The organism is Actinoplanes sp. NPDC051494 (assembly GCF_044454705.1).
Classification (GTDB): domain Bacteria; phylum Actinomycetota; class Actinomycetes; order Mycobacteriales; family Micromonosporaceae; genus Actinoplanes.
Genome location: NZ_JBITDZ010000015.1, coordinates 23,879 through 44,031, shown reverse-complemented (window position 1 = coordinate 44,031; position 20,153 = coordinate 23,879). Strand labels below are relative to the sequence as shown.

Genomic DNA, 20,153 nt, shown 5'->3' with positions numbered 1-20,153 from the left:
CTCTCGACCCGCAATCCGGAGCCGATGCCCGACTGTACGCCACGAAGACCGCCCATCCGGGGTCACCCGTTCGGCGTGTCGTGCACTGGTACCCACCCGTTAACGAGCGCGGGGGTGTGCGGTGGCGTAGACCTCCCGCAACCGCTCCACTGTCACCAACGTATACACCTGCGTCGTGGTCACCGACGCGTGACCCAGCAGCTCCTGCACGACCCGGACGTCGGCCCCGCCGTCGAGCAGATGGGTGGCGTACGAATGGCGCAGGGTGTGCGGCGACACCGCCCGCGGGCCGTCGGCCGGCAGACCCACCGTCTGCGCGGCCCGGTGCAGGATCGTCCACGCGCTCTGCCGCGACAGCGCTCCCCCACGCGCGTTCAGGAACACCGCCGGGGTGCCCCTGCCCGCCGTGACCAGCGGCGGACGACCTCGCACCAGGTACGCGTCCAGTGCGGAGCGCGCGTACGAACCCAGCGGCACGATCCGGGTCCGCCCACCCTTGCCGTGCAGCGTGACCAGCGCCTCGTCCAGGTCGTCGATCGCCAGGCCGACCGCCTCGGAGATCCGCGCCCCGGTCCCGTACAGGAACTCCAGCAACGCCCGGTCCCGCAGTGCCAGCGGCTCGTCGCCGGTGACCGAGGACAGCAACCGGGTCACCTGGTCCACGTCCAGGGCCTTCGGGAGCCGTTTCGGGGTCGGCGGCGGCTTCACCTCACGACTCACGTCGGCCCCGACGAGGCCCTCACGGACGGCGAAACGGTGCAGACCCCGTACCGCTGAAACAGCCCGCGCCGCCGACGCGGCCGACAATGCCGGATGGTCCGTTGTTCCTTCCCGCAACTCCATCAGGTGCCGGGTCAGATCCGCCCGGGTGACCGCGGCCAGCTCAGCGACACCGGCCGCGGTCAAGGACTCCACATACCGATCCAGATCCCGACGGTACGAGGAGAGCGTGTTGCGTGACAGACCACGCTCGACCGTCAGGTGGTCGAGATAGGTCCGCACCACCGTGGCGAGCGTCAGCTGAGCACCTCGGCGAGCGGGACCGCCGTCATCCCGTGCGCGTCCGCGACCGGCCCGTAGACCACGTGCCCGTCATGGGTGTTGAGCCCCAGGGCAAGCGCCGGATCCGCCTTGATCGCCTCCCGCCAGCCCCGGTTCGCCAGCTCCAGCGCATACGGCAGGGTGACGTTCGTCAGCGCGTACGTGCTGGTGTGCGGCACCGCCCCGGGCATGTTCGCCACGCAGTAGAACATCGACCGGTGCACCGGATAGACCGGGTCCGCGTGCGTGGTCGGCCGCGAATCCTCGAAGCATCCACCCTGGTCGATCGCGATGTCGACGAGCACGCTGCCCGGCTTCATCCGCGACACCAGCTCGTTGGAGATCAGGTTCGGCGCCTTCGCACCCGGCACCAGCACCGCGCCGATCACCAGGTCGGCGTCGATCACGGCCTTCTCGATCTCGTACGCGTTGGAGGCGATCGTCTGCAGATGACCACGGTAGTCCGCGTCGGCGGCCCGCAGCCGGGCGATGTTCTTGTCCAGCACCAGCACCTCGGCCTGCATCCCCAGCGCGATCGCGGCCGCGTTCATCCCGGAGACCCCGGCACCGATCACGACGACCTTCGCCGCATAGACCCCCGGCACACCACCCATCAGCACGCCACGGCCACCACCGGAGCGCATCAGATGGTACGAGCCGACCTGCGGCGCGAGCCGGCCCGCGACCTCGGACATCGGGGCCAGCAGCGGCAGCGACCGGTCCGGCAGCTCGACCGTCTCGTACGCGATCCCGGTGACCTTGCGATCCACCAGCGCGTCCGTGCACTCCTTCGACGCGGCCAGGTGCAGGTAGGTGAACAGCACCTGCCCCTCGCGCATCCGCGAGTATTCCTCGGCGATCGGCTCCTTGACCTTCAGCACCAGGTCGGCGCCGGCCCACACGTCGTCCGCGCCCGCGACGATCGTCGCCCCGGCGGCCACATAGTCCTCATCGGTGATCGACGACCCGGCACCCGCTCCGGCCTGCACGACGACGTCGTGGCCGTTGCGCCGGAACTCGTAGACCCCGGCCGGGGTGATGGCCACCCGGAACTCGTTGTTCTTGACTTCGCTCGGAATGCCGACCCGCACAGCCGACACCGTCCTTTCGGGGGCAGAGGCGAGGTTCTGTCGGAGACTACCGTCCCACCTAATGGACGATACTGCCGATCGGTTACCCGCCGATCAAGATCTGGAGACGACACCGTGCGCACGCTCTTCGGCGAACCGCTCCCCGGCTACGCGGTCCGCCGGCACCCGCGCTGACTGCAAACTTCCTGCACACGCCGATCCGTTGACCCACTCCGGAGCCCGTGTGAACGTGTCGGGGTAAGCGCTTTCCACCGTCCCCGGGGAGCAGAACCCATGCCCGCACCGTTCCTGACCGCCGCCGTGACCGCCCTCGCTCTGACCGTCCCCGCCACCACCGCGGGCCCCGCCACCACCACCGGCCCCGCCGCCGCACTCTCCCCGCCCGCTTCTCCCGCGACCGGTGGGCTTTCCGCGACCGGCGGGCTTTCCGCGACCGGTGGGCTTTCGGGGTGGGCCGGGCGGCTGGCGCGGCAGACTCTCGCGGCCGACGACGGCTGGGCCGCGGCCGGCACCGGGACCACCGGCGGATCGGCGGCCGACGCCGCGCACACCACGGTCGTGCACAACCGGGCCGAACTGCTCGCCGCGCTCGGCGACGGCACCGACCCCGCGCCCAGGATCGTCGTGGTCAGCGGCCGCATCGACATGAGCACCGACGCCGCCGGACAACCCCTGACCTGCGACGACTTCGCCGACCCGGCCTACGACCTCGACGCGTTCCTGCAGGCCTACGACCCCGCGGTCTGGGGCCGCGCCACCAAGCCGTCCGGCCCCCTCGAGGACGCCCGGGTCCGCTCCACCCGCATCCAGGGCGCCCAGATCCGCATCCCGGTCCCCGCCAACACCACGCTGCTCGGCGTCAACGGCGCGAGCATCGAGCACGGCAGCCTGACCCTCACCACTATCGGCAACGTCATCGTGCGCAACATCGCGTTCTCCGACGCCGCCGACTGCTTCCCCGCCTGGGACCCGACCGACGGCACGACCGGCAACTGGAACTCGCTGTACGACCTCGTCTCGCTCAGCGGCGCCACCAACGTGTGGCTCGACCACAACACCTTCAGCGACGGCGACAACCCGGACAGCTCCCAGCCGATCCGCCTCGGCCGCCCGTACCAGGTCCACGACGGTGCCAGCGACATCATCCGCGGCTCCGACCTGGTCACGGTCTCCTACAACGACTATTTCAACCACGACAAGACCATGCTGATCGGCTCGACCGACACCCCCGGCGTAGACGTCGGCAAACTGCGGGTCACCGTGCACCACAACCGGTTCAGCAACGCGCTGCAGCGCGCCCCGCGGGTCCGTTTCGGCCAGGTCGACGTCTTCAACAACTTCTACAAGGCAACGGACGAAAATTTCGCGTACGCCCTGGGCGTGGGCGTCGAATCCAGCATCTACGCGGAGAACAACTATTTTGTCCGCGGCGCCGAGGTCGACCCCGCCGACCTGATCAAGGACTGGAAGGGCACCCGGATCACCGCGATCGGCACCCTGGTCCGCACCGGCAACGCCCTCCCCCGCCCGGTCGACCTGGTGGCCGTGCACAACGCCGCCTACAACCCCGACCTGAGCCCCGACGCCGGCTGGACCCCCACCCTGCGCCACCGCCTCGACCCCACCGTCACCGTCCCGCTGGTCGTGGCGGCCGCGGCGGGAGCCGGCCGGATCGGCTGATCCGGGCCGTCGTCACAGCGCGGTGCCACCCGACGCGTCGATCACCTGACCGGTCACCCAGCGCCCCTCGTCGGAGGCGAGGAACGCGATGATGCTCGCCACGTCCTCCGGCTCACCGAGCCGGCCGAGCGCGACGCGCGCCACCTGCTGCGCCGCGAGCCCCTGGTCGTCGCGCAGATACTGACTGTTCCTGGTCATGACGATGCCGGGTGACACCGCGTTGACGGTGATCCCGCGCGGGCCCAGATCCACCGCCAGGTCGCGGGTGAACGTGTTCAGTGCCGCCTTGCTGACGCCGTACGCGAGCAGCTCCGGGCTCGCGACGGTGGCCGCGAGACTGGAGACGGTGATGATCCGGCCGCCGTCGCGCAGTCGCGGCAACGCGAGCTTCGTGATGAACAACGGCGCCTTCACGTTCACCGCGATCACCTGATCGAACTCGTCCTCGGGGAGGTCGGCCAGCCGGGCGAAGCTGCCCTTGGCCGCGTTGTGGACGAGGATGTCGAGCTGCCCGTCGGGCACGTACTCCTTGCCCGCCTCCTCCTTGCCCGCCTCGTCGAAGGCGGCCCAGAGACGCGCCGCGTCTCCCGTCGTGCCCAGCTCAGCGTGCACGGCGAAGGCGCGCCCGCCGTCCTTGCGGATGCGCTCCACCGTGTCGCGGGCGGCCGGCTCGTCGTGGCCGTAGCCGACCCCGACGGTCGCCCCGTCGCGGGCGAGTCGTTCGACCGTCGCCCGGCCGATCCCGTGACTGCCGCCGGTGACGAGCGCAACCTTGTTCTCCAGTGCACCTGACATGACCGCTCCTTTGTTGAATGATCGCTCAAGAAACACCGTACCCCGTTCTTGAGCGATCGTCCAAGAATTTGCCGCGCCACTCTTGAGTGATCGCTCTAGAATGGGAGCGTGGACACAACAGACGTGCGGCGAGGCCGGCCGCCCGCCTTCGACCGGGCGGCGGCGCTGGCTGCCGCCACCCGCTTGTTCTGGGAGAACGGCTACGAAGCGACCGCGATCAGCGACCTGACCCGGGAGATGGGCATCCGGCCCGGCAGCCTCTACGCCGCGTTCGGCGACAAGAGGTCGCTGTTCAACGAAGTCGTCGAGACGTACGGCCGCTCCCCCGCCGGAGAGTTCATCTGGGCCGCCATGGCACGCGAGCCCACGGCCCACGACGCGTTCCGCCGCATCCTGCTCGACGCGGCGGCGATGTACACCGACCCCGGAACCCCGGCCGGCAACTTGCTCTGCAGCGCGGCCGCAGCCGACGTGGACGTCGCCATCTACCTGCGCGACCTGCGCAACGCCAACGTCGGCACCTTCGTGAAGCGCCTGACAACCGCCCAGCAGGAGGGCGAGATCCCAGCGACAGCCGACCCCGCGAAGCTGGCCGCATACTTCATCACCGTCATGCACGGCATGTCCCAGCGCGCCCGCGACGGCGCCACGGCGGCAGAACTCACCGCCACCGCCGACCTGGCCATGGCCGCCTGGCCGGCCGGCTCACGCCCGTCCCACAGCCCCGGATGACACCGGACCCGCTCAACAGCCCGAGCCCGGCTCCCGCACAGCGAACCCGACCCGGCGCGCCCGATCTGAACCCATCGGTAGGGTCTGATGCCATGGTGGAGTGGGTGAAACTCGAACTGGACGTCAAAAGGTTCGACGAAGCGAGCTTCGAGCGCTACTTGCAACAGGCTGAGGCGTCAGGCACGCGGTTCACGACGGTGGCCGCCCTTGGCAATGCACCAGAGCACCATCGGGCGCTCTACGACCTGAACAAGGCCTGTTCGGCAGACATCCCCGGCCGAGGGCCGTTCTACACCTACGACGAGTACGTGACCCAGCGCATCGATGTCGCAACCTTCGACCCGAACGGTGTCATAGTCGCCACCCGGGGCGACGATTGGATCGCGATGTCTGCCACCTCCCTGCACCCCGATCAACAGTTCGCATTCTCCGAGATGACCGGAGTGCTTGGCCCCCACCGCGGCAAGGGCTTGTCCCTCGCGTTGAAACTGCTGGCAGTCCGCTTCGTTCGATCATCGGGCTACCGACGCCTGGTGGCCTTCCATCACCCGCGCAACCAGACCGCCATCGCGATGAACCGCCGACTCGGCTTCGTGGACCAGTCCGCTGCCCGCACACAACAGCAAGCCTCCTCGGCCCAGGAGCACGAGCTTTAGTCCATCAGGACCCGTCACCGAGGGGTCCCGTGCGCTGTATGCGGGAATCGGGCACCTTCCGTTGACCTCAGACGGTCCGGACCGGAACGGGAGAACGGGCATCCATCGGGGCGTCGCGGTGCATGATGTGGCCCGTGGCGGTGAAGGCCTCGTTGCCGACGAGCGGGCCGGTCCGGGTCTCCGTGATCCTGAAGCTCTCGCTCATGTAGAGCCCCAAGGCTGCCGGATTGCCGTCGAGCACGGTGACCTCCACCCGGGGGCCGGCTGCCGCAAGCGCGTGCCGTAACAACGCTCTGCCGACACCCTGCCGGTAGCGCTGAGGGTCGACATACAACCAACCGTCGAACAAACCCTCGTCCTCGGCGGTCTGCGCGAGAGTCAGGAACGCCTCCACACCGGCGGAGCCGCGCAGCTCGTCGAGGCGTGCGGTGTCGTGGATGCCGGCGATCGCTTCCCAATCGGCATCCGAGTAGGGCCGGATGTCGACCTTCGCGCTCTGCATGAAAGCGATCCTTGCCGTCGGTTCTTCTCCACGCATCCCATTTATGTCCACCATGTGCGTGACCGCCGAGCGCACTGCCGCGCGGCCGAGTCAGCAGAACACCGCAGCTGTGACCGTCTGTCTCGGTGTCACGGCCACCTGCCCGTCCGGTGGGAGGCCGCCAGTGCCGTGACCACGTCCTTGCCGATGGTCGCGGCCGGCACATGGTTCGCGGCCCGGATCGGCGCAGCGGCCGGAATAGTGACGTGGTTCACCACGACGAGGTGCGCTGATCAAGGTAGTGCGGCCATTAGTGGGATGTGACTGTGTTCGATCCTGACGGCCCGCGCCGATGATGCCCCTGCGCATTACGGTCAGCGGCGCCGTGGCCCTCGACGGTGCCGACCGCCCTGCCGGGAACTCCGATACGCTGCTGCACCCGGCCATTCTTCGCGGGGAACAGGCGGCGTTCACCGAACTCTACGAGCAGCACGCCGAGAAGGTGTGGAACTTCGCCTTCCGGCTGGCCGGGTCCTGGGCCGAGGCCGACGACCTGCTCTCGGTGGTCTTCCTGACCGCATGGCGGCGACGGCATGACATGCGACTGGTGGACGGCAGCGCGCTGCCCTGGCTCTACGTCGTCACTACCAATGTCTGCCGCGGTGAACGCCGTCGCCTCGCCCGCCTGCGGCGTGCGCTGCCGCGGCTGATCAGCCGGGACACCCCGGACCCCGCACAGCGGGTGGTGGAACGCGACGCCGCCGCCGACCGCCTCACCCGGGTGCTCGCCGCGGTCGACGGCCTGCCCCGCGCCCAGCGCGAGGCGGTACAGCTGTGCCTCCTCGGTGACACGCGGATCGAGGACGCCGCCGACATCCTCGGTATCACGGTCCACAGCGTGCAGTCACGGCTACACCGCGCCCGCATCCGCCTCCAGCAAACCGTCACCGAGGAGTGCATGTGATCAACCTCGACGATCTCCCCGACCGCCGTCCCCTGCCGCCCGCCGTCCGGACCGTGGCCCGGCAACGCCTCGGTGAGGGCATCGCCGAACGCACCGGCGCCCGGACCGCTCGCGCTGCCGCGACGGGCGTGACGCTGGCGGTCTTCGCCGTGACGGGACTCGGCGCCGTGCTGCTGCACCACCTGCGTACCGGTGACGCGCCGACCGCCGGCCACGCACCGGCGGCGACGCCGGCCGGACCGGGCAACTCCGACACCTTCCACATCCTGCCTGTGGAGCAGAGGTACGCCGTACACGACGGGGTGTCTGCTGCCGATGCAGCCCGCTGCGGCCGTGCCCAGGCCGGAACAGTGCAGAACGGCAGATCGGCCTTGGGCACGGCGTTGTTCACGGCGTCGGCGCGCGGTGCGACGGTTGTCGCGTACCGTTCCGGCGACACCGCCCGCTTCTGCGAGCTGACCCCGGAGACGGTGTCGCTGTCCGTCGCGGGGGCACCGGCCGGCGACGCCGACCTTACCTACCTGTCGCCCACCGGGACCGCCGCCGGCATCGTCGGCCCGGACGTCAAGAGCCTCAGCGTGTTCGACGATCACCTGCAGTGGCCGACCACGACGGACGGTGAGCCCGCGGTGGTCCGTGACGGCGTGTTCGTCCTGCCGAACTCGCTGACCGCTGCGCCGGGAACCCTGCGCTTGTCCGTCGGGGCGACGGCATCCCGGGCGGCGACGACGATCGCGGTCGACGCCGCGCACCTGCCGGCGGCCGTCGCACCACGCACCGACCGGCCGCAGCCGTCGCCGGGGCAGGCCGCGTTTGCGCCCTGCCGTGGGCTGGCCGGGTTCCCGCCGCTCGTGGACGCGCACGCCTGGAAAACAACCGGTAGAACCGACCTGACCGTCAACGACCACCTGCACCTCGCCCGCTACGACGGGATGCTCGCGGTCTGTACGACCACCGGGGCGGCCGGGTCCGCCGGCACCGCCGAGCTGCTGGTCGACGACGGCGCCGACAGCAACGGGGTACGGGCGGACGAGGTCCCGGTGAACCCGTACCTGTTCACCCACACCGTCTTCTACGACTTCTCCACCGCGAAGCACGGCAGTGAAACCGTCGCCGTCACCGGCCTGGTCACCGACGACCGCGCCGCCACGGTGTCGTTGAGCGGCACCGGCCACCGCGCGATCACCGTACCGGTCATCGACCGGACCTTCGTTCTGGCCGGCATCAACCTCAACGACGGCGCCGACCAGCGGACGATCACGGTGTACGGCGACGACGGCCGCGTCCTGGCCGAACAACCGATCAACCTCTGACGGGTCGGACCTCTCCGGACCTGCATCGAGAGCGGCCGGTAATTCGACGGCTTTGCCATATGCACGATCGCGGCCTCATTTCCGCTGATCACCGCTGCCGGGAGGGCCGCGAGCGGCATCAGTTGCCGTCGGCCCGGAAGGTCTTGCGGTAAGCGCCGGGGCTGACTCCGACGGCCTGGGCGAACTGGCTGCGGAAGTTGCTCGCCGAGGTGAACCCGACCCGCCCGGCGATGGACTCGACGGTGTGTCCGGTCGTCTCGAGCAGTTCCTGCGCGTGTCGGATACGGACGCCGGTGAGCCACTGGATCGGGCTCTGCCCGGTCTCTGCCTGAAACCGGCGGGTGAGGGTTCGGGTGCTCACCCGGGCGGCGTCGGCGATGTCAGCGTGCGACAGCTGCCGATGCGCGTTCTCCTCGATCCACTGCAGAGTGCCCTCCAGCGTGGCGGTGCTGTCAGTCGGGCGGTTGCGCAGGATGTACTGGCCCTGCCCGCCTGTTCGCTGCAGTGGCGCCACCGCCAGGCGTGCCGCATCGGCGGCGACGGCGACACCGTGGTCACGCTCGACGATGTGCAGGCACAGGTCGAGGCCGGCGGAGGCTCCCGCGGAGGTCAGGACCTGGCCGTTGTCGGTGTAGAGAACGTCCGGATCGACCCGGATCCGTGGGTACTGCCGGGCCAGCTGCTCCGATGCCAGCCAGTGGGTGGTCGCGCGCAGACCGTCGAGGACACCGGCGGCGGCCAGGGTGAACGCCCCGACGCAGATCGAGGCTATGCGCGTGCCGTCCTTGGCCGCGTCCCGCAGGGCATTGAGGACGCCGGGAGACAACGGGCGTGACAGATCGTTGCAGCCGGGCACCACGATCAGGTCCGCGCGGCGCGTCTCCTCCAGGCCGGCCATGACCTGGATACGCATCGGCCCCGCCCCCACCGAGGACTCCTCACCGGCCACCACGAGGCGGTAACCAGGCCGGCCGTCCGGCAGCCTGACCCGCCCGAAAACCTCGATCGGTGTGGCCAGATCGAAGGCGATCGTATCGTCCAGGGCCAGCACCACCACCGTATGCACGGCGCTCAACCTACCCCGTGGGCCGTGGCCAGATAAAGGCGAATGATGTCCTTGTAGCCATTAGCCAGGCGCGCCGGTCACCCGAAGAATGGAGCCATGCCCGTACCACGTGTTCAGTTCGTGCTCTTCGACGGTTTCGACCCGCTCGACGCCGTCGCCCCTTTCGAGGTCCTCACCGCGGGCAGTGACGCCATGGGCGCGGGCCTCGCACTCGAGTACGTCAGCGCCGACGGCCCGCGCGAGGTCGTCTCCGGCACCCCCGGTATCGCCCTCACCGCAACGGCAACACTCGATCCTGCCGTACCGGGATACCTCATCGTTCCCGGCGCCTCCGGTCCCGTCGACGGGGACCCCGACGACGTCGACACCATCCCCGTCCTCCTCGCCCGGTTCGCCGCCGGCCCGGCGATCCCGTTGATCCGATCCGCACTGGACAATCCGCAGGTCACGGTCGCCACCGTCTGCGGCGGATCACTGGGACTGGCCATGGGCGGACTGCTCGAGAACCGCGCCGTCACCACCCATACGCTGGGCATAGACATGCTCGACGCCACCGGCGCCCAAGCGGTACGCGCCCGCGTCGTCGACGACGGGGACCTCGTCTCGGCCGCAGGTGTCACCTCCGGCCTCGACCTCGGTCTCTACCTGCTCGAACGCGACTTCGGCCCGCAGATCGCCCACGCGGTGGAAGAACTGTTCGAGTACGAGCGCCGCGGCACCACCTGGAAGCGCACCGGACGAATCCCCGTCGCGGCGTGACGCCCGACCACACCACGAGAATCCGGGAGAAGATCACCATGAGCGACCTCCTCGGCCGTTGGCACCTGCGGATGAAGACCCCCATCGGCAGCATCGACGCCCGCTACGCATTCACCGAAACGCCCCATGGCATCGAGGGCACCGCGATCGGAGAAGGCGAGCAGACACCCCTGCGTGACATCGCGATCGACCGCACCCCCGACGGCGAACGGGTGACCTGGAAGCAGACCATCACCAAACCCCTGCGACTCAACCTCGAGTACGACGTCACCGTGACCGGCGACGCACTCACCGGCCACTCCCGCGCCGGACGACTCCCCCGCTCCACAGTCAGCGGAGAGCGCGCACCAGAGTGACCGCGTTGCCACTCGCAACATCGGACAGCGTTGGGCACAGGCAGACGCGTTCTTGGCATTCCGACGGCCAGACGACGGATGCCGTCGCGGCGCCCTTACTCAGCACTCGGTGACGTAGACCTTGACATTGCGCGGCTTGACACTGCGCCCGGTAGCGACGTCCTTGCCGGTGACCTTGAGGCGCTTGGACGCGGCGATGACCTTGTAGCCGCCCTTGGACACGCACGCCGAATACCAGGCTTTGCTGTCGTACTGGTCGAAATAAAGATCATCGAACGCTATGACGCCGCGGCCGGGCACCGTGGTCCTGAAATCCATCGACCGGGCGACGTTCGGCAGAGCAGCAAGCGAGATGCCGTACTGCAAGGTCCCGTTCCTGCAGGAAGAGTCGCCGATCCCGGCGGGCACCAGGTACAACTCCCGTTCGATCTTGCCTGCCGAGGTGTGGGTGACGACGGGTTGAGCCTGGGCCGGCGCGGCGGCACCGATCAGCCCGATGTTGATCAATGCCGTCGAGACGGTGACAAAAATCCTCTTCATGGCGAGCCCTTTGAAGCCTCGGTGTGTGCAGCGCTCCGACCCACAGCCGATCGGAGGATCTTGGTCTTACTTGAGGTCCTGCTCACCTTTTACGCGACGGAACCGGGCAGGCCTCCACGCGGCGGCGGGCGGAGGCCGTCATGCCGGACGCCCGATCCCGAATGTCCGGCGCTTCACATTTCCGGCTTGTAAACCTACGATCGTCTATATATGGGAGCGCTCCCAGCCATCGGGGCCGCCCTGACGACGTGGAGGCCATCGTGCACAAGAGATCTCTCGCGGCCGGAGCGGCCGCAATTCTCGCCGCGGCCGGCATCGCCGCCTCGCCGGCTCAGGCGGCCACCGCCTGCGACGTCGCTTGGACGGCCAATTCGTGGAACACCGGGTTCACCGCCGACGTGAAGCTCACCAACAATGGTGCCCCGGTCACCGCGTGGACGCTGACCTGGACGTTCCCCGGTGATCAGAAGGTCACCTCGGCCTGGAACGCCGGGGTCACCCAGTCCGGCAAGGTGGTCACCGCTCGCGACGCCGGCTGGAACGGTTCCCTGCCGACCGGCGGGTCGGCGTCGTTCGGGTTCCAGGGAACGTATTCCGGCACCAACACCGCTCCGACCGACTTCGCGGTCAACGGCGTCTCGTGCGCGGGTCCCGTGACACCGACCCCGACGACGCCCGCACCCACCACGCCGCCGCCCACCACCCCGCCCCCGACCACACCGCCCCCGACCACACCGCCGCCTTCGTCCGGGGCCGGGGACAGTTTCGAGTCGCAGGCCGCCGGGGCGCCGGCTGGGGACTGGTCGGTGTCGGCTCCCGACTGTTCCGGGGCGGGCACCGCCACCATCGACAAGACCGTCGCGCACACCGGGACCACGTCGCTGCGGATCAACGGCGCCGCCGGGTACTGCAACCATGTCTTCGCCGCGAACAGCAAGATCATCGACCCGGCGGCCACCGCCTGGTACGTGCGGTACTGGGTGCGGCACACCACCGCCCTGCCGGTCGCGCACACCACGGCCGTGGCCCTGCGCGACGCCGCCGACGGCAACAAGGATCTGCGGTTCGGTGGGCAGAACGCCGCCCTGCAGTGGAACCGGGCCTCCGACGACGCGACGTTGCCCGAGCAGAGCCCGGCCGGGGTCGCCCTGTCCCGCCCGCTACCGGTCGGCACGTGGACCTGTGTGGAGTTCTCGGTCAACGGGTCCGATGGCACGATGGAGACCTGGCTCGACGGGGTCTCGGTGCCGGGCCTGCGCCAGGACGGGGTGCCCACCCACGACATCGACAGCCAGTGGCTCAACCGTACCTACCGCCCGCGCCTGACCGACCTGCGCCTGGGCTGGGAAAGTTACGGCGAGGGCGCCGACACCCTGTACTACGACGACGTAAAAGTGGCCGGCGCCCGCATCGGCTGTTGATCACTCGACCCGGATGATCACGGCGGTCGCGTTGTCGTCCCCGGCCGGCAACGGATCGTCGAGCAGCTCCCGCACCGCCGCCATCGGATCAGGAAAACCTTGCAGGATCTGAGCCATGCGCTCGTACGAAAGCTGGTCGCTGACCCCGTCGGTGCACAGCAGCAGGACGTCCCCGGACCGGAGGCTGATGTTGATCACGTCAGGCTCCGGTTCGCCGGGGTGCCCGGCGTAGCGGTGCAGCCGGTACCGGGCGGCCCGGGCCTGCGGTGAGTCCTGGGTGAACCAGCCGTGCAGCACTCCGGTCCAGGCCGCGGTGTGATCGGTGGTGAGCAGTTCGAGCAGCCCGTCACGCATCCGGTAGACCCGCGAGTCGCCCAGTTGCACGAGCCAGGCACCGTCCTCGCCGCCGACGAAGGCGGTGAGCGTGCACCCGGTCAGCCCGGGAATGCCCCGCCCCACGGCAAGCACAGCCCGCTGAACCTCACCCACCGCGGCCCGCAACGCGCCCGGCCCCACAGCACCCGCGGTCTCCCGGACGAACACCTCGACGCAGGTCCGCCCGGCGGCCGCGCTGCCCGGGCCGTCGCCCATCCCGTCGGCCACCACCGCGACCGGCCGGGCGGCGCCGAGGTGCAGCACGTCGTAGTTCGCCTGATACCGCGCGCCGACGACACTGCCGGCGGCGGCGGTCAGCGTCCGTCCGGATACGGCCCATCCGCCCGTACGGATATCCACTCGGTCAGGCGCGCTCGAGCACCACGACGGGGATCTCCCGGTCGGTCTTCTTCTGGTATTCGTCGTAGTCGGGCCACGCGTCGACCATCGTCGCCCACATCGCGGGCTTCTCCTGCGGGGTGGCGGTGCGCGCGGTGGCCTTGAAGCGGTCGCCCTTGACCTGGACCTCGACGTTCGGGTCGGCCTCGAGGTTGACGTACCAGGCGGGCGGCGCGTCGTTGCCGCCCTTGGACGCGACGACGAGGTAGGCGCCCTCGAACTCGCGGAAGATCAGGGCGTGCGAGCGCTGCTCCCCGGTCTTACGCCCGGTGGTGAACAGGATGAGGATGGTGGTGTCGTTGCGCCAGAGGAACCCGTCCTCACCCTCGGTTTCCAGGTAGCGTGCGACGTGCTCGGCACCGTGCAGATCGGTAGCGGAAGTCATGACTCGACCGTACCCGCGCCCGATGGAGTGATTCCGCACCGCGCGGAAAACCTGACGCCGCGCCACGCGTTGCTACCGGCGATATGAGTAATCCACGGGAAGATTCGGATCCGGACGTCCGCACTGCGCAGCCGGAAGCGAGCAAGTCCGGCTGGCAGTCGTCGGTGACCGCCGTCGTCGGCATCGTGACCGCTGTCGTCGCCATCGCCTCGGTCGTCTTCGTCGGGATAACGGTGAAGATCAGCCACAACGCCAACGTGGAACAACGCCGGATCGCGCTGCAGGGCCAGGTCGCGGACCGGTTCAGCGCCGCCATCGACCACCTCGGGCAGGAGGACGAGCAGACGGCCGACAAGCTGTCGATCCGCCTCGGCGGCATCTACGCCCTGCAGCGCCTGATGATCGACTCACCGGATGACGAGACCGCGGTGGTGCACGTGCTGAGCGCGTTCGTCCGCACCCACGCCCCGCGCCCGCCGGGGACGACGACCGGGACGGCTGCCCCGTCCCCGGCGGACGTCCGGGCCGCCGTCACGGTCCTGAGCAGCCGCCCGCATCCCGCGGCCGGGCCGCTCGATTTCTCGAACACCCTGCTCAGCCTCGAGAACGCGAACCTGAACACGGCGCATCTTCAGGGGACCGACCTGCAGAGCGCGTATCTGCGGGACGCGGAACTCCATGGGGCGGACCTGAGCGGAGCACGGCTGCGGCGGGCCGCTCTCAACCTCGCGGATCTCGGTGCCGCGCACCTCGCGAACGCCGATCTGAACAGTGCGATCCTGAACCGCGCCGACCTGACGGGCGCGGACCTGACGGGGGCGGACCTGCGCAACGCCTACCTGCCGGAGGCGAACATGGCGGGTGCGGTCCTGACCGGCGCGGACCTGCGGGGCGTGAATCTCTCCGCCGTGACGAACCTGACCGCGACGCAGGTGGCCACGGCCAGGACGGATGCGCAGACCCGGCTGCCGGGGTAGGCCCGGTCCGAGGTCGGTGCGCTTCTAAAGGAATCTTTCGAAAGAAACCCTTTGGATGTACGGTGGGTCGATGTCACCGTCCGAGCCGCGTGAACTGAACGACGTCCGGGAGCTGAAAGCCCTCTCCCACCCCCTGCGCGTACGCCTCTACTACGCCCTGAGCGCCGAGGAAGCCGCGACCGCGACCCGGCTCGCCGAACTGGTCGACGAATCCCCCGCCCTGGTCAGTTACCACCTGCGGCAACTCGCCGCGCACGGGTTGATCGCCGAGGCCCCGGACCGCTCCCCCAATCAGCGGGAACGCTGGTGGCGGCTGAGCTCGACGGGCTTCCGGTGGTCGCAGAACGATTTCTCCGGCACCCCGGAGCAGCGGGCGGCGTCCGCGGCGGTGAAACGGCTATTGCTGGAGAACCACCTGATGCGGCTGCGCCAGTTCGAGGAGGAACAGCCGAGCTGGGGGCCGGAGTGGACCAGCGCGTCGTTCTCCAGTGACGCCCTGCTGCGCCTGACCCATGCTGAACTGGCGCAACTCCAGCAGGAGCTCCAGGCCGTGATCCACAAGTGGGCCGAGGCCGGCCGGGCGGCCACCGACGACGACGGCCGGGAACACGTCATGACCATCATGCACGGATTCCCGTACCGGCCATGAATGTGCTCTGGTGGCTGGCCGGTCTCGGCCTGTCCCTGATCGCCGACCAGATCTATTTCATCGCCCTGTCCTGGGCCGCCGTCCAGGTCGCCGAACCGGCCCAGGTCGGCCTGATCCTGGCCGCCGGCTCGATCCCCCGCCTGCTGGTCCTGCTGGTCGGCGGCGCGCTCAGCGACCGGATCGGCGCCAAGAAGCTGGCCCTGGTCAGCGACACCAGCCGCACCCTGGTGCTCGCCGCCGCGGCCGTCCTGCTCGTCGCCACCGGGCCGTCACCGCTCCTGCTCATCCTGGTGTCCGTCGTCTTCGGCGTCCTCGACGCCCTGCTGCTGCCCGCGGTCGGCGCGATGCCCGCCCGGTTGGTGCCCGCCGATCAGCTCGTCCGGCTGCAGGGGATGCGGATGACGGTCCAGCGCGCCGGCCTGGTCGCCGGCGCCCCGCTCGCCGGCTACCTCGTGGCCCACCAGGGCATCGCGGCCGCTTTCGGCTGCACCGCCGTGCTGCTCGCCGTGTCGGTCGGCACCCTGGCCGCCACCCGCCTGTTGCCCGCGCCCGCAACCCCGGACGCCACCGCACCGCAACGGCTGACCAGCGACGTCGCCGACGGCCTGCGTTATGTGCGCGGCCACCGGCTGCTGCCCGCCCTGCTGCTGGTGTCGGCCGTCACCGAGTTCGCGTTCACCGGCCCGGTCAACACCGGCCTGCCGCTGCTGGCCGCCGCACGGGGCTGGGGCTCGGCCGGCGTCGGCTGGATCCTCGGCGGATTCGGCCTCGGCGCGGCCCTGATCGCCCTGGCCCTGGCCGTCCTCGGCCGCCTGCCCCGGCCCGGCCTGTGCATCGCGGGCGGTGCCGCGCTGATGGCAGGCGCTGTCGCGGGCATCGGCACCGCACCGGCGCTGCCCTGGGCGGTGGCCGCGGCAACGGTGCTCGGCCTGGGAGCCGGCGTCGCCGCGTCCCTGACCGGCGCGCTGACGCTGGCCACCACCCGCGCCGATCAGCTGGGCCGCGTCATGAGCGTCTTCAGCGTCGCGACGTTCGGCACCATCCCGCTCAGCTACGGTCTCACCGGACTGCTCACCGGCCGCTACGGCCCGGGCCCCACGTTCGTCCTCGGCGGTGCGATCGCCGCCGCCGGGGCCGCCACGGCTCTCCGCGCACCCACCCTGCGCCGGGCCATCCTGCCCGGGGCGGGCGCGCCGGGATCCACACCCATTGACATAGCTGAATGCAAATAGCATATTGGAAGATCCCAACCCTTTCGTCGGGAATCCGACCGTGCCAATTCGGATACCTCGAAAGAAGTGCATTCCATGAATGAATGCATTCTTGTCCGCAGGCCGCCGCATAATGGGTTCACGGGCGACTTGCCGGTCGCCCGTGAATGAGCACGGAGGTGGTTGCGTGCAGGAGTACCAACGGTCGGGAGTGGATTATTCCGTCCTGGACGAGGTCAAACGGTCCGCCATCGAGAGAGCCGCGGCGACCAGCGGCCTGCTCGCCGGCGGCGGCGCCCGGGAGGTGCCGGGGTCGCGGGGTGCCGCCGCCTACGTGATCGAGGTCGGCCCGCTGACGCTGGCGCTGACCACCGAGGGGCTGGGCACCAAGTCCGTCATCGCCGAGCAGTGGTACGACCTGACCGGTGAGAGCCGGTTCTTCGACGTCGCCGTCGACGCGGTGGCGGCCATCGTGAACGACGTCGTGTCGGTGGGCGCCAACCCGCTGGTGGTCACCGCCTATTTCGCCACTGGGAATGCCGCCTGGTACACCGGGAAATACAAGTCCCTGCAGCTGCTCGCCGGCTGGCAGCACGCCTGCGAGCAGTCCGGCGCCGCCTGGGGCGGTGGCGAGTCACCGGCGCTGCCGGGCATGCTCACCGGAGCCGGGATCGAGCTCGGGGGCAGCGCCCTCGCCCTGGTGCCGTCGGGACGCGCCCCGGTCCTCGGCACCGAGGTGGCACCCGGGGACCGGATCGTCGTGCTCCCCAGTTCCGGGCTGCACACCAACGGGTCGTCACTGGCCCGGCGGGTCGCCGCCGAGCTGCCCCAGGGGTGGCGGACCACCCTGCCCAGCGGACGGGATCTCGGCGCCGCCCTGCTCGATCCCTCGGTCCTCTATCCCGCTTTCGTCCGCGCCCTGCTCGCGTCGGAGGTGATACCACGATTCCTCAATCCGATCACCGGGCACGGCCTGCTGAAAATGATGCGCTCCACCGCCCGGGTCCGTTATGTCATCGACCGGTTGCCGCCGATCCCCGAGGTTCTGCAATTCCTCGTCGACCGGACCGCCATGGACCCGGCCGAGGCCTATGCCACGTTCAACATGGGATTCGGTTTCGTCGCCGTGGTCGCCGAACCGGATGCCGATCGCACCGTCGCCATCGCCCGGGCCGCCGGATATCCGGCGTTCGTGGCCGGCGAGGTCGTCGCCGGGGAGACATCGGTGTCCGTGCCGTCGCTGGCCGTCGAGTTCACCGGAAGCCAACTGACCATCAGCTGACCCTGGGAGGGTGAGTTGGGCGCAGAAGACCTCACTAGTGACATGCGGACCGGCCCGTACGCGGTGGTGGTGACCCGGACAGGAACAGGGTTCACCGTCGAGGGCCGGCACTTCCCGGGCGAACCCGGCCCGGACCACGGGCCGCTGCTGGCCTGGCTCGCCGCCCGGCGGGCCGATGTCTGCCTGCTCGGCACCCTGACGATCCGGCCCGGAGCGCGGGCCGCCGTGCTGCACCTCGACCGTGGCGGGCCGATCGTGATGCGCGGCAGCATGGCCTTCCACGAAGCGGGCTGGCTCGCGGTGTGCGCGATCGAAGCCGAGGGCACCGATCTGGCCACGCTCCCGGAACCCGAACGGCTCCGGCTGCTGCGCGCCGCCACACCGCCCGCCGACGACCCGGGGAACACCATCGCCGAGGCCGAACAGGAGACCCTGCCCGCGCTGGCCAAGGCCTGCCCGGCCCTGGCCACGACACCGGCCGCCACCGACGCCGCCGAGCTGCGGGACCTGCAGGACACCTGCCGGGACCTGTACGGGCGGCTCGAACCGGAACGGGCCCTCGCCTGGGCGCTGGAGGAACTCGGCGAACTGGCCCAGGCGATGCGGCGCGCGGAGTCCACCACCCGCATCGAGGACCGGCAGCTGCGCGAACACGGCGCGATCCGGCCCTACCGACGGAAAGCGATGCCGTGCTGAGACTCGGGATGCCCAAGGGACGGTTGCTCTCCCGTTCCCAGGCCGCCGTCACGACCCTGTCCACCCTGCTGCCGCGTACCGAGCTCTGGCCCCGCTACCTGCGGATGCCGGACATCCCCACCCTCGTCGCGGAGGGCGCCCTGGACGTGGGGATCGCCGGCGACGAATGGCTGACCGAGACCGTGGCCCGGGTGCAGCGGGTCGCCCCGCTGGCGTGGTACCGGATCCGGGTCTGCGCACTCGGCCTGCCGCATCCCCGCCGGCTGCGCCGCCCGATCCGGCTCGTCTCGGAATACGGCACCATCGCCCGCGACTACGCCACCGCCCGGTGGGGGGACAACTTCAGCCTGCGCACGGTACGTGGTTCGGTGGAGCAGTACGTCCCCGAGATCGCGGACATCGCCGTCGAGTGTGTCGAGACCGGTGACAGCATGCGCCGGGTCGGCCTGGTCGTCCTCGACACCCTGTTCGACGCCGACGTCTGGCTGATCTGCTCACCGCACCTGGCCGCCACCGACCCCGCCCTGGTGGGGGTCCTGCACACGTGGGGCGCACGGATCACCGAGAGAGGAGACACCCGTGCCGACGACACCGCTGCGTGACCTGGCTCCGCACGTACGCCTGCTGGCCTGGCCCGACCTCAACGCCACCGCGACCGTGCCCGGGGTGAGTGTGCACGTGCCTCCGGAACTCACCGGGGCCCGGCAGCTGGCCTGGCACAGCGCGGAAACCACCGTCACCACCACGGGCGACCCCGCCGCCCTGCTCACCGACCCGGCCGTGGCCGCCACCCTGACCGAGCCGGTACGCCTGGTCCGCAGCCTCGCGCTGTTCGACGACGTGGTCCGCGCCGAGAACGTCTACCAGGGCAACATCTACCTCGCCTCGGAGGCCTCCGTCGCCGGGCTGCTCGACGTCGCCGCGGGCGTGCCCGTCGACACCGCCCGGCTCGCCACCGACCTGGAACAACTCCACGCCCTGGAACTGCTGTACCGCTTCCCGGTCGCCTACAAGTTCCGGGGCGGGCACGGCATCGAACGGCAGTGCCGGATCAACGGCTGGGGGCGGCTGCTGGACCGGCTGCTGACCCGCGCCGGCCTGGACACCGACTGGGCGGAAGCGGTCCGGGCCCGGCTGACCGTCCACGTGCGCCGGCACCGCCCGGCCTACCTGGACGGGGTCGCCGACGCGCTCGTGGCCGACGACCGCTCGGACGGCACCGTCTGGGCCCGGATCCACCGCCGCCAGCCCATTCCCGTCCTCATCTGACCAGGGATCCGGATC

The 20,153-nt window shown here is 70.1% G+C and carries 23 protein-coding genes; 15 read left to right on the top strand and 8 right to left on the bottom strand.

Going from position 1 to position 20,153, the window contains the following annotated elements; translation table 11 throughout:
• Nucleotides 1-99: 99 nt before the first annotated feature.
• Both ACIA6A_RS37050 and ald read right to left on the bottom strand, forming a co-directional pair.
• Nucleotides 100-1,002: a site-specific tyrosine recombinase XerD gene (locus ACIA6A_RS37050; RefSeq protein WP_396102897.1), complete on the bottom strand. Its 903-nt coding sequence runs from the start codon at nt 1,000-1,002 to the stop codon at nt 100-102.
• Nucleotides 1,003-1,016: 14 nt separating this feature from the next.
• The gene (ald, locus tag ACIA6A_RS37045; RefSeq protein WP_396102736.1) at nt 1,017-2,132 is read right to left on the bottom strand and encodes an alanine dehydrogenase; all 1,116 of its coding nucleotides are present in this window, start codon (nt 2,130-2,132) and stop codon (nt 1,017-1,019) included.
• A gap of 273 nt (nt 2,133-2,405) precedes the next feature.
• Between ald and ACIA6A_RS37040 the strand changes: the two genes are divergently transcribed.
• The gene (locus ACIA6A_RS37040; protein WP_396102735.1) at nt 2,406-3,812 is read left to right on the top strand and encodes a polysaccharide lyase family 1 protein; all 1,407 of its coding nucleotides are present in this window, start codon (nt 2,406-2,408) and stop codon (nt 3,810-3,812) included.
• 12 nt (nt 3,813-3,824) lie between these two features.
• Here the strand turns inward: ACIA6A_RS37040 and ACIA6A_RS37035 are convergent, their stop codons facing one another.
• Nucleotides 3,825-4,607: an SDR family NAD(P)-dependent oxidoreductase gene (locus ACIA6A_RS37035; protein ID WP_396102734.1), complete on the bottom strand. Its 783-nt coding sequence runs from the start codon at nt 4,605-4,607 to the stop codon at nt 3,825-3,827.
• 108 nt (nt 4,608-4,715) lie between these two features.
• Here ACIA6A_RS37035 and ACIA6A_RS37030 point away from each other — a divergent pair, with 108 nt between their 5' ends.
• Complete coding sequence (locus tag ACIA6A_RS37030; protein WP_396102733.1) at nt 4,716-5,339, top strand: TetR/AcrR family transcriptional regulator; 624 nt, start codon at nt 4,716-4,718, stop codon at nt 5,337-5,339.
• A 104-nt stretch (nt 5,340-5,443) separates the two neighbouring features.
• Entirely contained in the window at nt 5,444-5,995 is a 552-nt protein-coding gene (locus tag ACIA6A_RS37025) for a GNAT family N-acetyltransferase (protein WP_396102732.1), read from the top strand.
• A gap of 67 nt (nt 5,996-6,062) precedes the next feature.
• Here the strand turns inward: ACIA6A_RS37025 and ACIA6A_RS37020 are convergent, their stop codons facing one another.
• Nucleotides 6,063-6,497 (bottom strand): GNAT family N-acetyltransferase, encoded by a 435-nt coding sequence (locus ACIA6A_RS37020; RefSeq protein ID WP_396102731.1) that lies wholly within the window; start codon nt 6,495-6,497, stop codon nt 6,063-6,065.
• A 364-nt stretch (nt 6,498-6,861) separates the two neighbouring features.
• Here ACIA6A_RS37020 and ACIA6A_RS37015 point away from each other — a divergent pair, with 364 nt between their 5' ends.
• Both ACIA6A_RS37015 and ACIA6A_RS37010 read left to right on the top strand, forming a co-directional pair.
• Nucleotides 6,862-7,440, top strand: a complete 579-nt coding sequence (locus ACIA6A_RS37015) for an RNA polymerase sigma factor (RefSeq protein ID WP_396102730.1) — start codon at nt 6,862-6,864, stop codon at nt 7,438-7,440.
• Entirely contained in the window at nt 7,437-8,753 is a 1,317-nt protein-coding gene (locus tag ACIA6A_RS37010; RefSeq protein ID WP_396102729.1) for a hypothetical protein, read from the top strand. Before ACIA6A_RS37015 ends, ACIA6A_RS37010 begins: the two co-directional genes overlap by 4 nt.
• Nucleotides 8,754-8,871: 118 nt before the next feature.
• Here ACIA6A_RS37010 and ACIA6A_RS37005 read toward each other — a convergent pair whose 3' ends face one another.
• Nucleotides 8,872-9,819, bottom strand: a complete 948-nt coding sequence (locus ACIA6A_RS37005) for a GlxA family transcriptional regulator (protein ID WP_396102728.1) — start codon at nt 9,817-9,819, stop codon at nt 8,872-8,874.
• Between the two features lie 96 nt (nt 9,820-9,915).
• Here ACIA6A_RS37005 and ACIA6A_RS37000 point away from each other — a divergent pair, with 96 nt between their 5' ends.
• Both ACIA6A_RS37000 and ACIA6A_RS36995 read left to right on the top strand, forming a co-directional pair.
• Nucleotides 9,916-10,578, top strand: a complete 663-nt coding sequence (locus ACIA6A_RS37000; protein ID WP_396102727.1) for a DJ-1/PfpI family protein — start codon at nt 9,916-9,918, stop codon at nt 10,576-10,578.
• 38 nt (nt 10,579-10,616) lie between these two features.
• Nucleotides 10,617-10,934: a hypothetical protein gene (locus ACIA6A_RS36995; RefSeq protein ID WP_396102726.1), complete on the top strand. Its 318-nt coding sequence runs from the start codon at nt 10,617-10,619 to the stop codon at nt 10,932-10,934.
• Between the two features lie 99 nt (nt 10,935-11,033).
• Here the strand turns inward: ACIA6A_RS36995 and ACIA6A_RS36990 are convergent, their stop codons facing one another.
• Complete coding sequence (locus ACIA6A_RS36990) at nt 11,034-11,441, bottom strand: hypothetical protein (protein ID WP_396102725.1); 408 nt, start codon at nt 11,439-11,441, stop codon at nt 11,034-11,036.
• A 293-nt stretch (nt 11,442-11,734) separates the two neighbouring features.
• Between ACIA6A_RS36990 and ACIA6A_RS36985 the strand changes: the two genes are divergently transcribed.
• Nucleotides 11,735-12,895: a cellulose-binding domain-containing protein gene (locus ACIA6A_RS36985; RefSeq protein WP_396102724.1), complete on the top strand. Its 1,161-nt coding sequence runs from the start codon at nt 11,735-11,737 to the stop codon at nt 12,893-12,895.
• On the opposite strand, the gene ACIA6A_RS36980 is transcribed toward ACIA6A_RS36985, so the two are convergent.
• Both ACIA6A_RS36980 and ACIA6A_RS36975 read right to left on the bottom strand, forming a co-directional pair.
• Complete coding sequence (locus tag ACIA6A_RS36980) at nt 12,896-13,630, bottom strand: PP2C family protein-serine/threonine phosphatase (protein WP_396102723.1); 735 nt, start codon at nt 13,628-13,630, stop codon at nt 12,896-12,898.
• A gap of 4 nt (nt 13,631-13,634) precedes the next feature.
• The gene (locus ACIA6A_RS36975) at nt 13,635-14,054 is read right to left on the bottom strand and encodes a nitroreductase family deazaflavin-dependent oxidoreductase (RefSeq protein ID WP_396102722.1); all 420 of its coding nucleotides are present in this window, start codon (nt 14,052-14,054) and stop codon (nt 13,635-13,637) included.
• Between the two features lie 164 nt (nt 14,055-14,218).
• Here ACIA6A_RS36975 and ACIA6A_RS36970 point away from each other — a divergent pair, with 164 nt between their 5' ends.
• The 7 genes from ACIA6A_RS36970 (at nt 14,219) to ACIA6A_RS36940 (ending at nt 20,138) form a co-directional block, all read left to right on the top strand.
• Nucleotides 14,219-15,031 (top strand): pentapeptide repeat-containing protein, encoded by an 813-nt coding sequence (locus ACIA6A_RS36970; RefSeq protein WP_396102721.1) that lies wholly within the window; start codon nt 14,219-14,221, stop codon nt 15,029-15,031.
• Between the two features lie 70 nt (nt 15,032-15,101).
• Nucleotides 15,102-15,680: a helix-turn-helix domain-containing protein gene (locus tag ACIA6A_RS36965; RefSeq protein ID WP_396102720.1), complete on the top strand. Its 579-nt coding sequence runs from the start codon at nt 15,102-15,104 to the stop codon at nt 15,678-15,680.
• The gene (locus ACIA6A_RS36960; protein WP_396102719.1) at nt 15,677-16,912 is read left to right on the top strand and encodes an MFS transporter; all 1,236 of its coding nucleotides are present in this window, start codon (nt 15,677-15,679) and stop codon (nt 16,910-16,912) included. Before ACIA6A_RS36965 ends, ACIA6A_RS36960 begins: the two co-directional genes overlap by 4 nt.
• A 166-nt stretch (nt 16,913-17,078) precedes the next feature.
• Nucleotides 17,079-18,173 carry an AIR synthase-related protein gene (locus ACIA6A_RS36955; RefSeq protein ID WP_396102718.1) on the top strand — a complete coding sequence of 365 codons (1,095 nt, stop codon included), beginning with the start codon at nt 17,079-17,081 and terminating at the stop codon, nt 18,171-18,173.
• Nucleotides 18,174-18,215: 42 nt separating this feature from the next.
• Nucleotides 18,216-18,869 carry a hypothetical protein gene (locus ACIA6A_RS36950; RefSeq protein WP_396102717.1) on the top strand — a complete coding sequence of 218 codons (654 nt, stop codon included), beginning with the start codon at nt 18,216-18,218 and terminating at the stop codon, nt 18,867-18,869.
• On the top strand, nt 18,863-19,471 hold the full coding sequence (locus tag ACIA6A_RS36945) for a hypothetical protein (RefSeq protein ID WP_396102716.1): 609 nt from the start codon (nt 18,863-18,865) through the stop codon (nt 19,469-19,471). The genes ACIA6A_RS36950 and ACIA6A_RS36945 overlap by 7 nt, the downstream gene beginning before the upstream one ends.
• A complete protein-coding gene (locus tag ACIA6A_RS36940; RefSeq protein WP_396102715.1) occupies nt 19,449-20,138 on the top strand; it encodes a hypothetical protein in 690 nt (229 codons plus the stop codon). The genes ACIA6A_RS36945 and ACIA6A_RS36940 overlap by 23 nt, the downstream gene beginning before the upstream one ends.
• Nucleotides 20,139-20,153: the final 15 nt, after the last annotated feature.

Excerpts from the sequence above, each read along its gene's own strand:
- ACIA6A_RS37040 (WP_396102735.1), top strand. The coding sequence starts at position 2,406 with ATGCCCGCACCGTTCCTGACCGCCGCCGTGACCGCCCTCGCTCTGACC.
- ACIA6A_RS37035 (WP_396102734.1), bottom strand. The coding sequence starts at position 4,607 with ATGTCAGGTGCACTGGAGAACAAGGTTGCGCTCGTCACCGGCGGCAGT.
- ACIA6A_RS37020 (WP_396102731.1), bottom strand. The coding sequence starts at position 6,497 with ATGCAGAGCGCGAAGGTCGACATCCGGCCCTACTCGGATGCCGATTGG.
- ACIA6A_RS37000 (WP_396102727.1), top strand. The coding sequence starts at position 9,916 with ATGCCCGTACCACGTGTTCAGTTCGTGCTCTTCGACGGTTTCGACCCG.
- ACIA6A_RS36995 (WP_396102726.1), top strand. The coding sequence starts at position 10,617 with ATGAGCGACCTCCTCGGCCGTTGGCACCTGCGGATGAAGACCCCCATC.
- ACIA6A_RS36975 (WP_396102722.1), bottom strand. The coding sequence starts at position 14,054 with ATGACTTCCGCTACCGATCTGCACGGTGCCGAGCACGTCGCACGCTAC.
- ACIA6A_RS36965 (WP_396102720.1), top strand. The coding sequence starts at position 15,102 with ATGTCACCGTCCGAGCCGCGTGAACTGAACGACGTCCGGGAGCTGAAA.
- ACIA6A_RS36960 (WP_396102719.1), top strand. The coding sequence starts at position 15,677 with ATGAATGTGCTCTGGTGGCTGGCCGGTCTCGGCCTGTCCCTGATCGCC.
- ACIA6A_RS36950 (WP_396102717.1), top strand. The coding sequence starts at position 18,216 with ATGCGGACCGGCCCGTACGCGGTGGTGGTGACCCGGACAGGAACAGGG.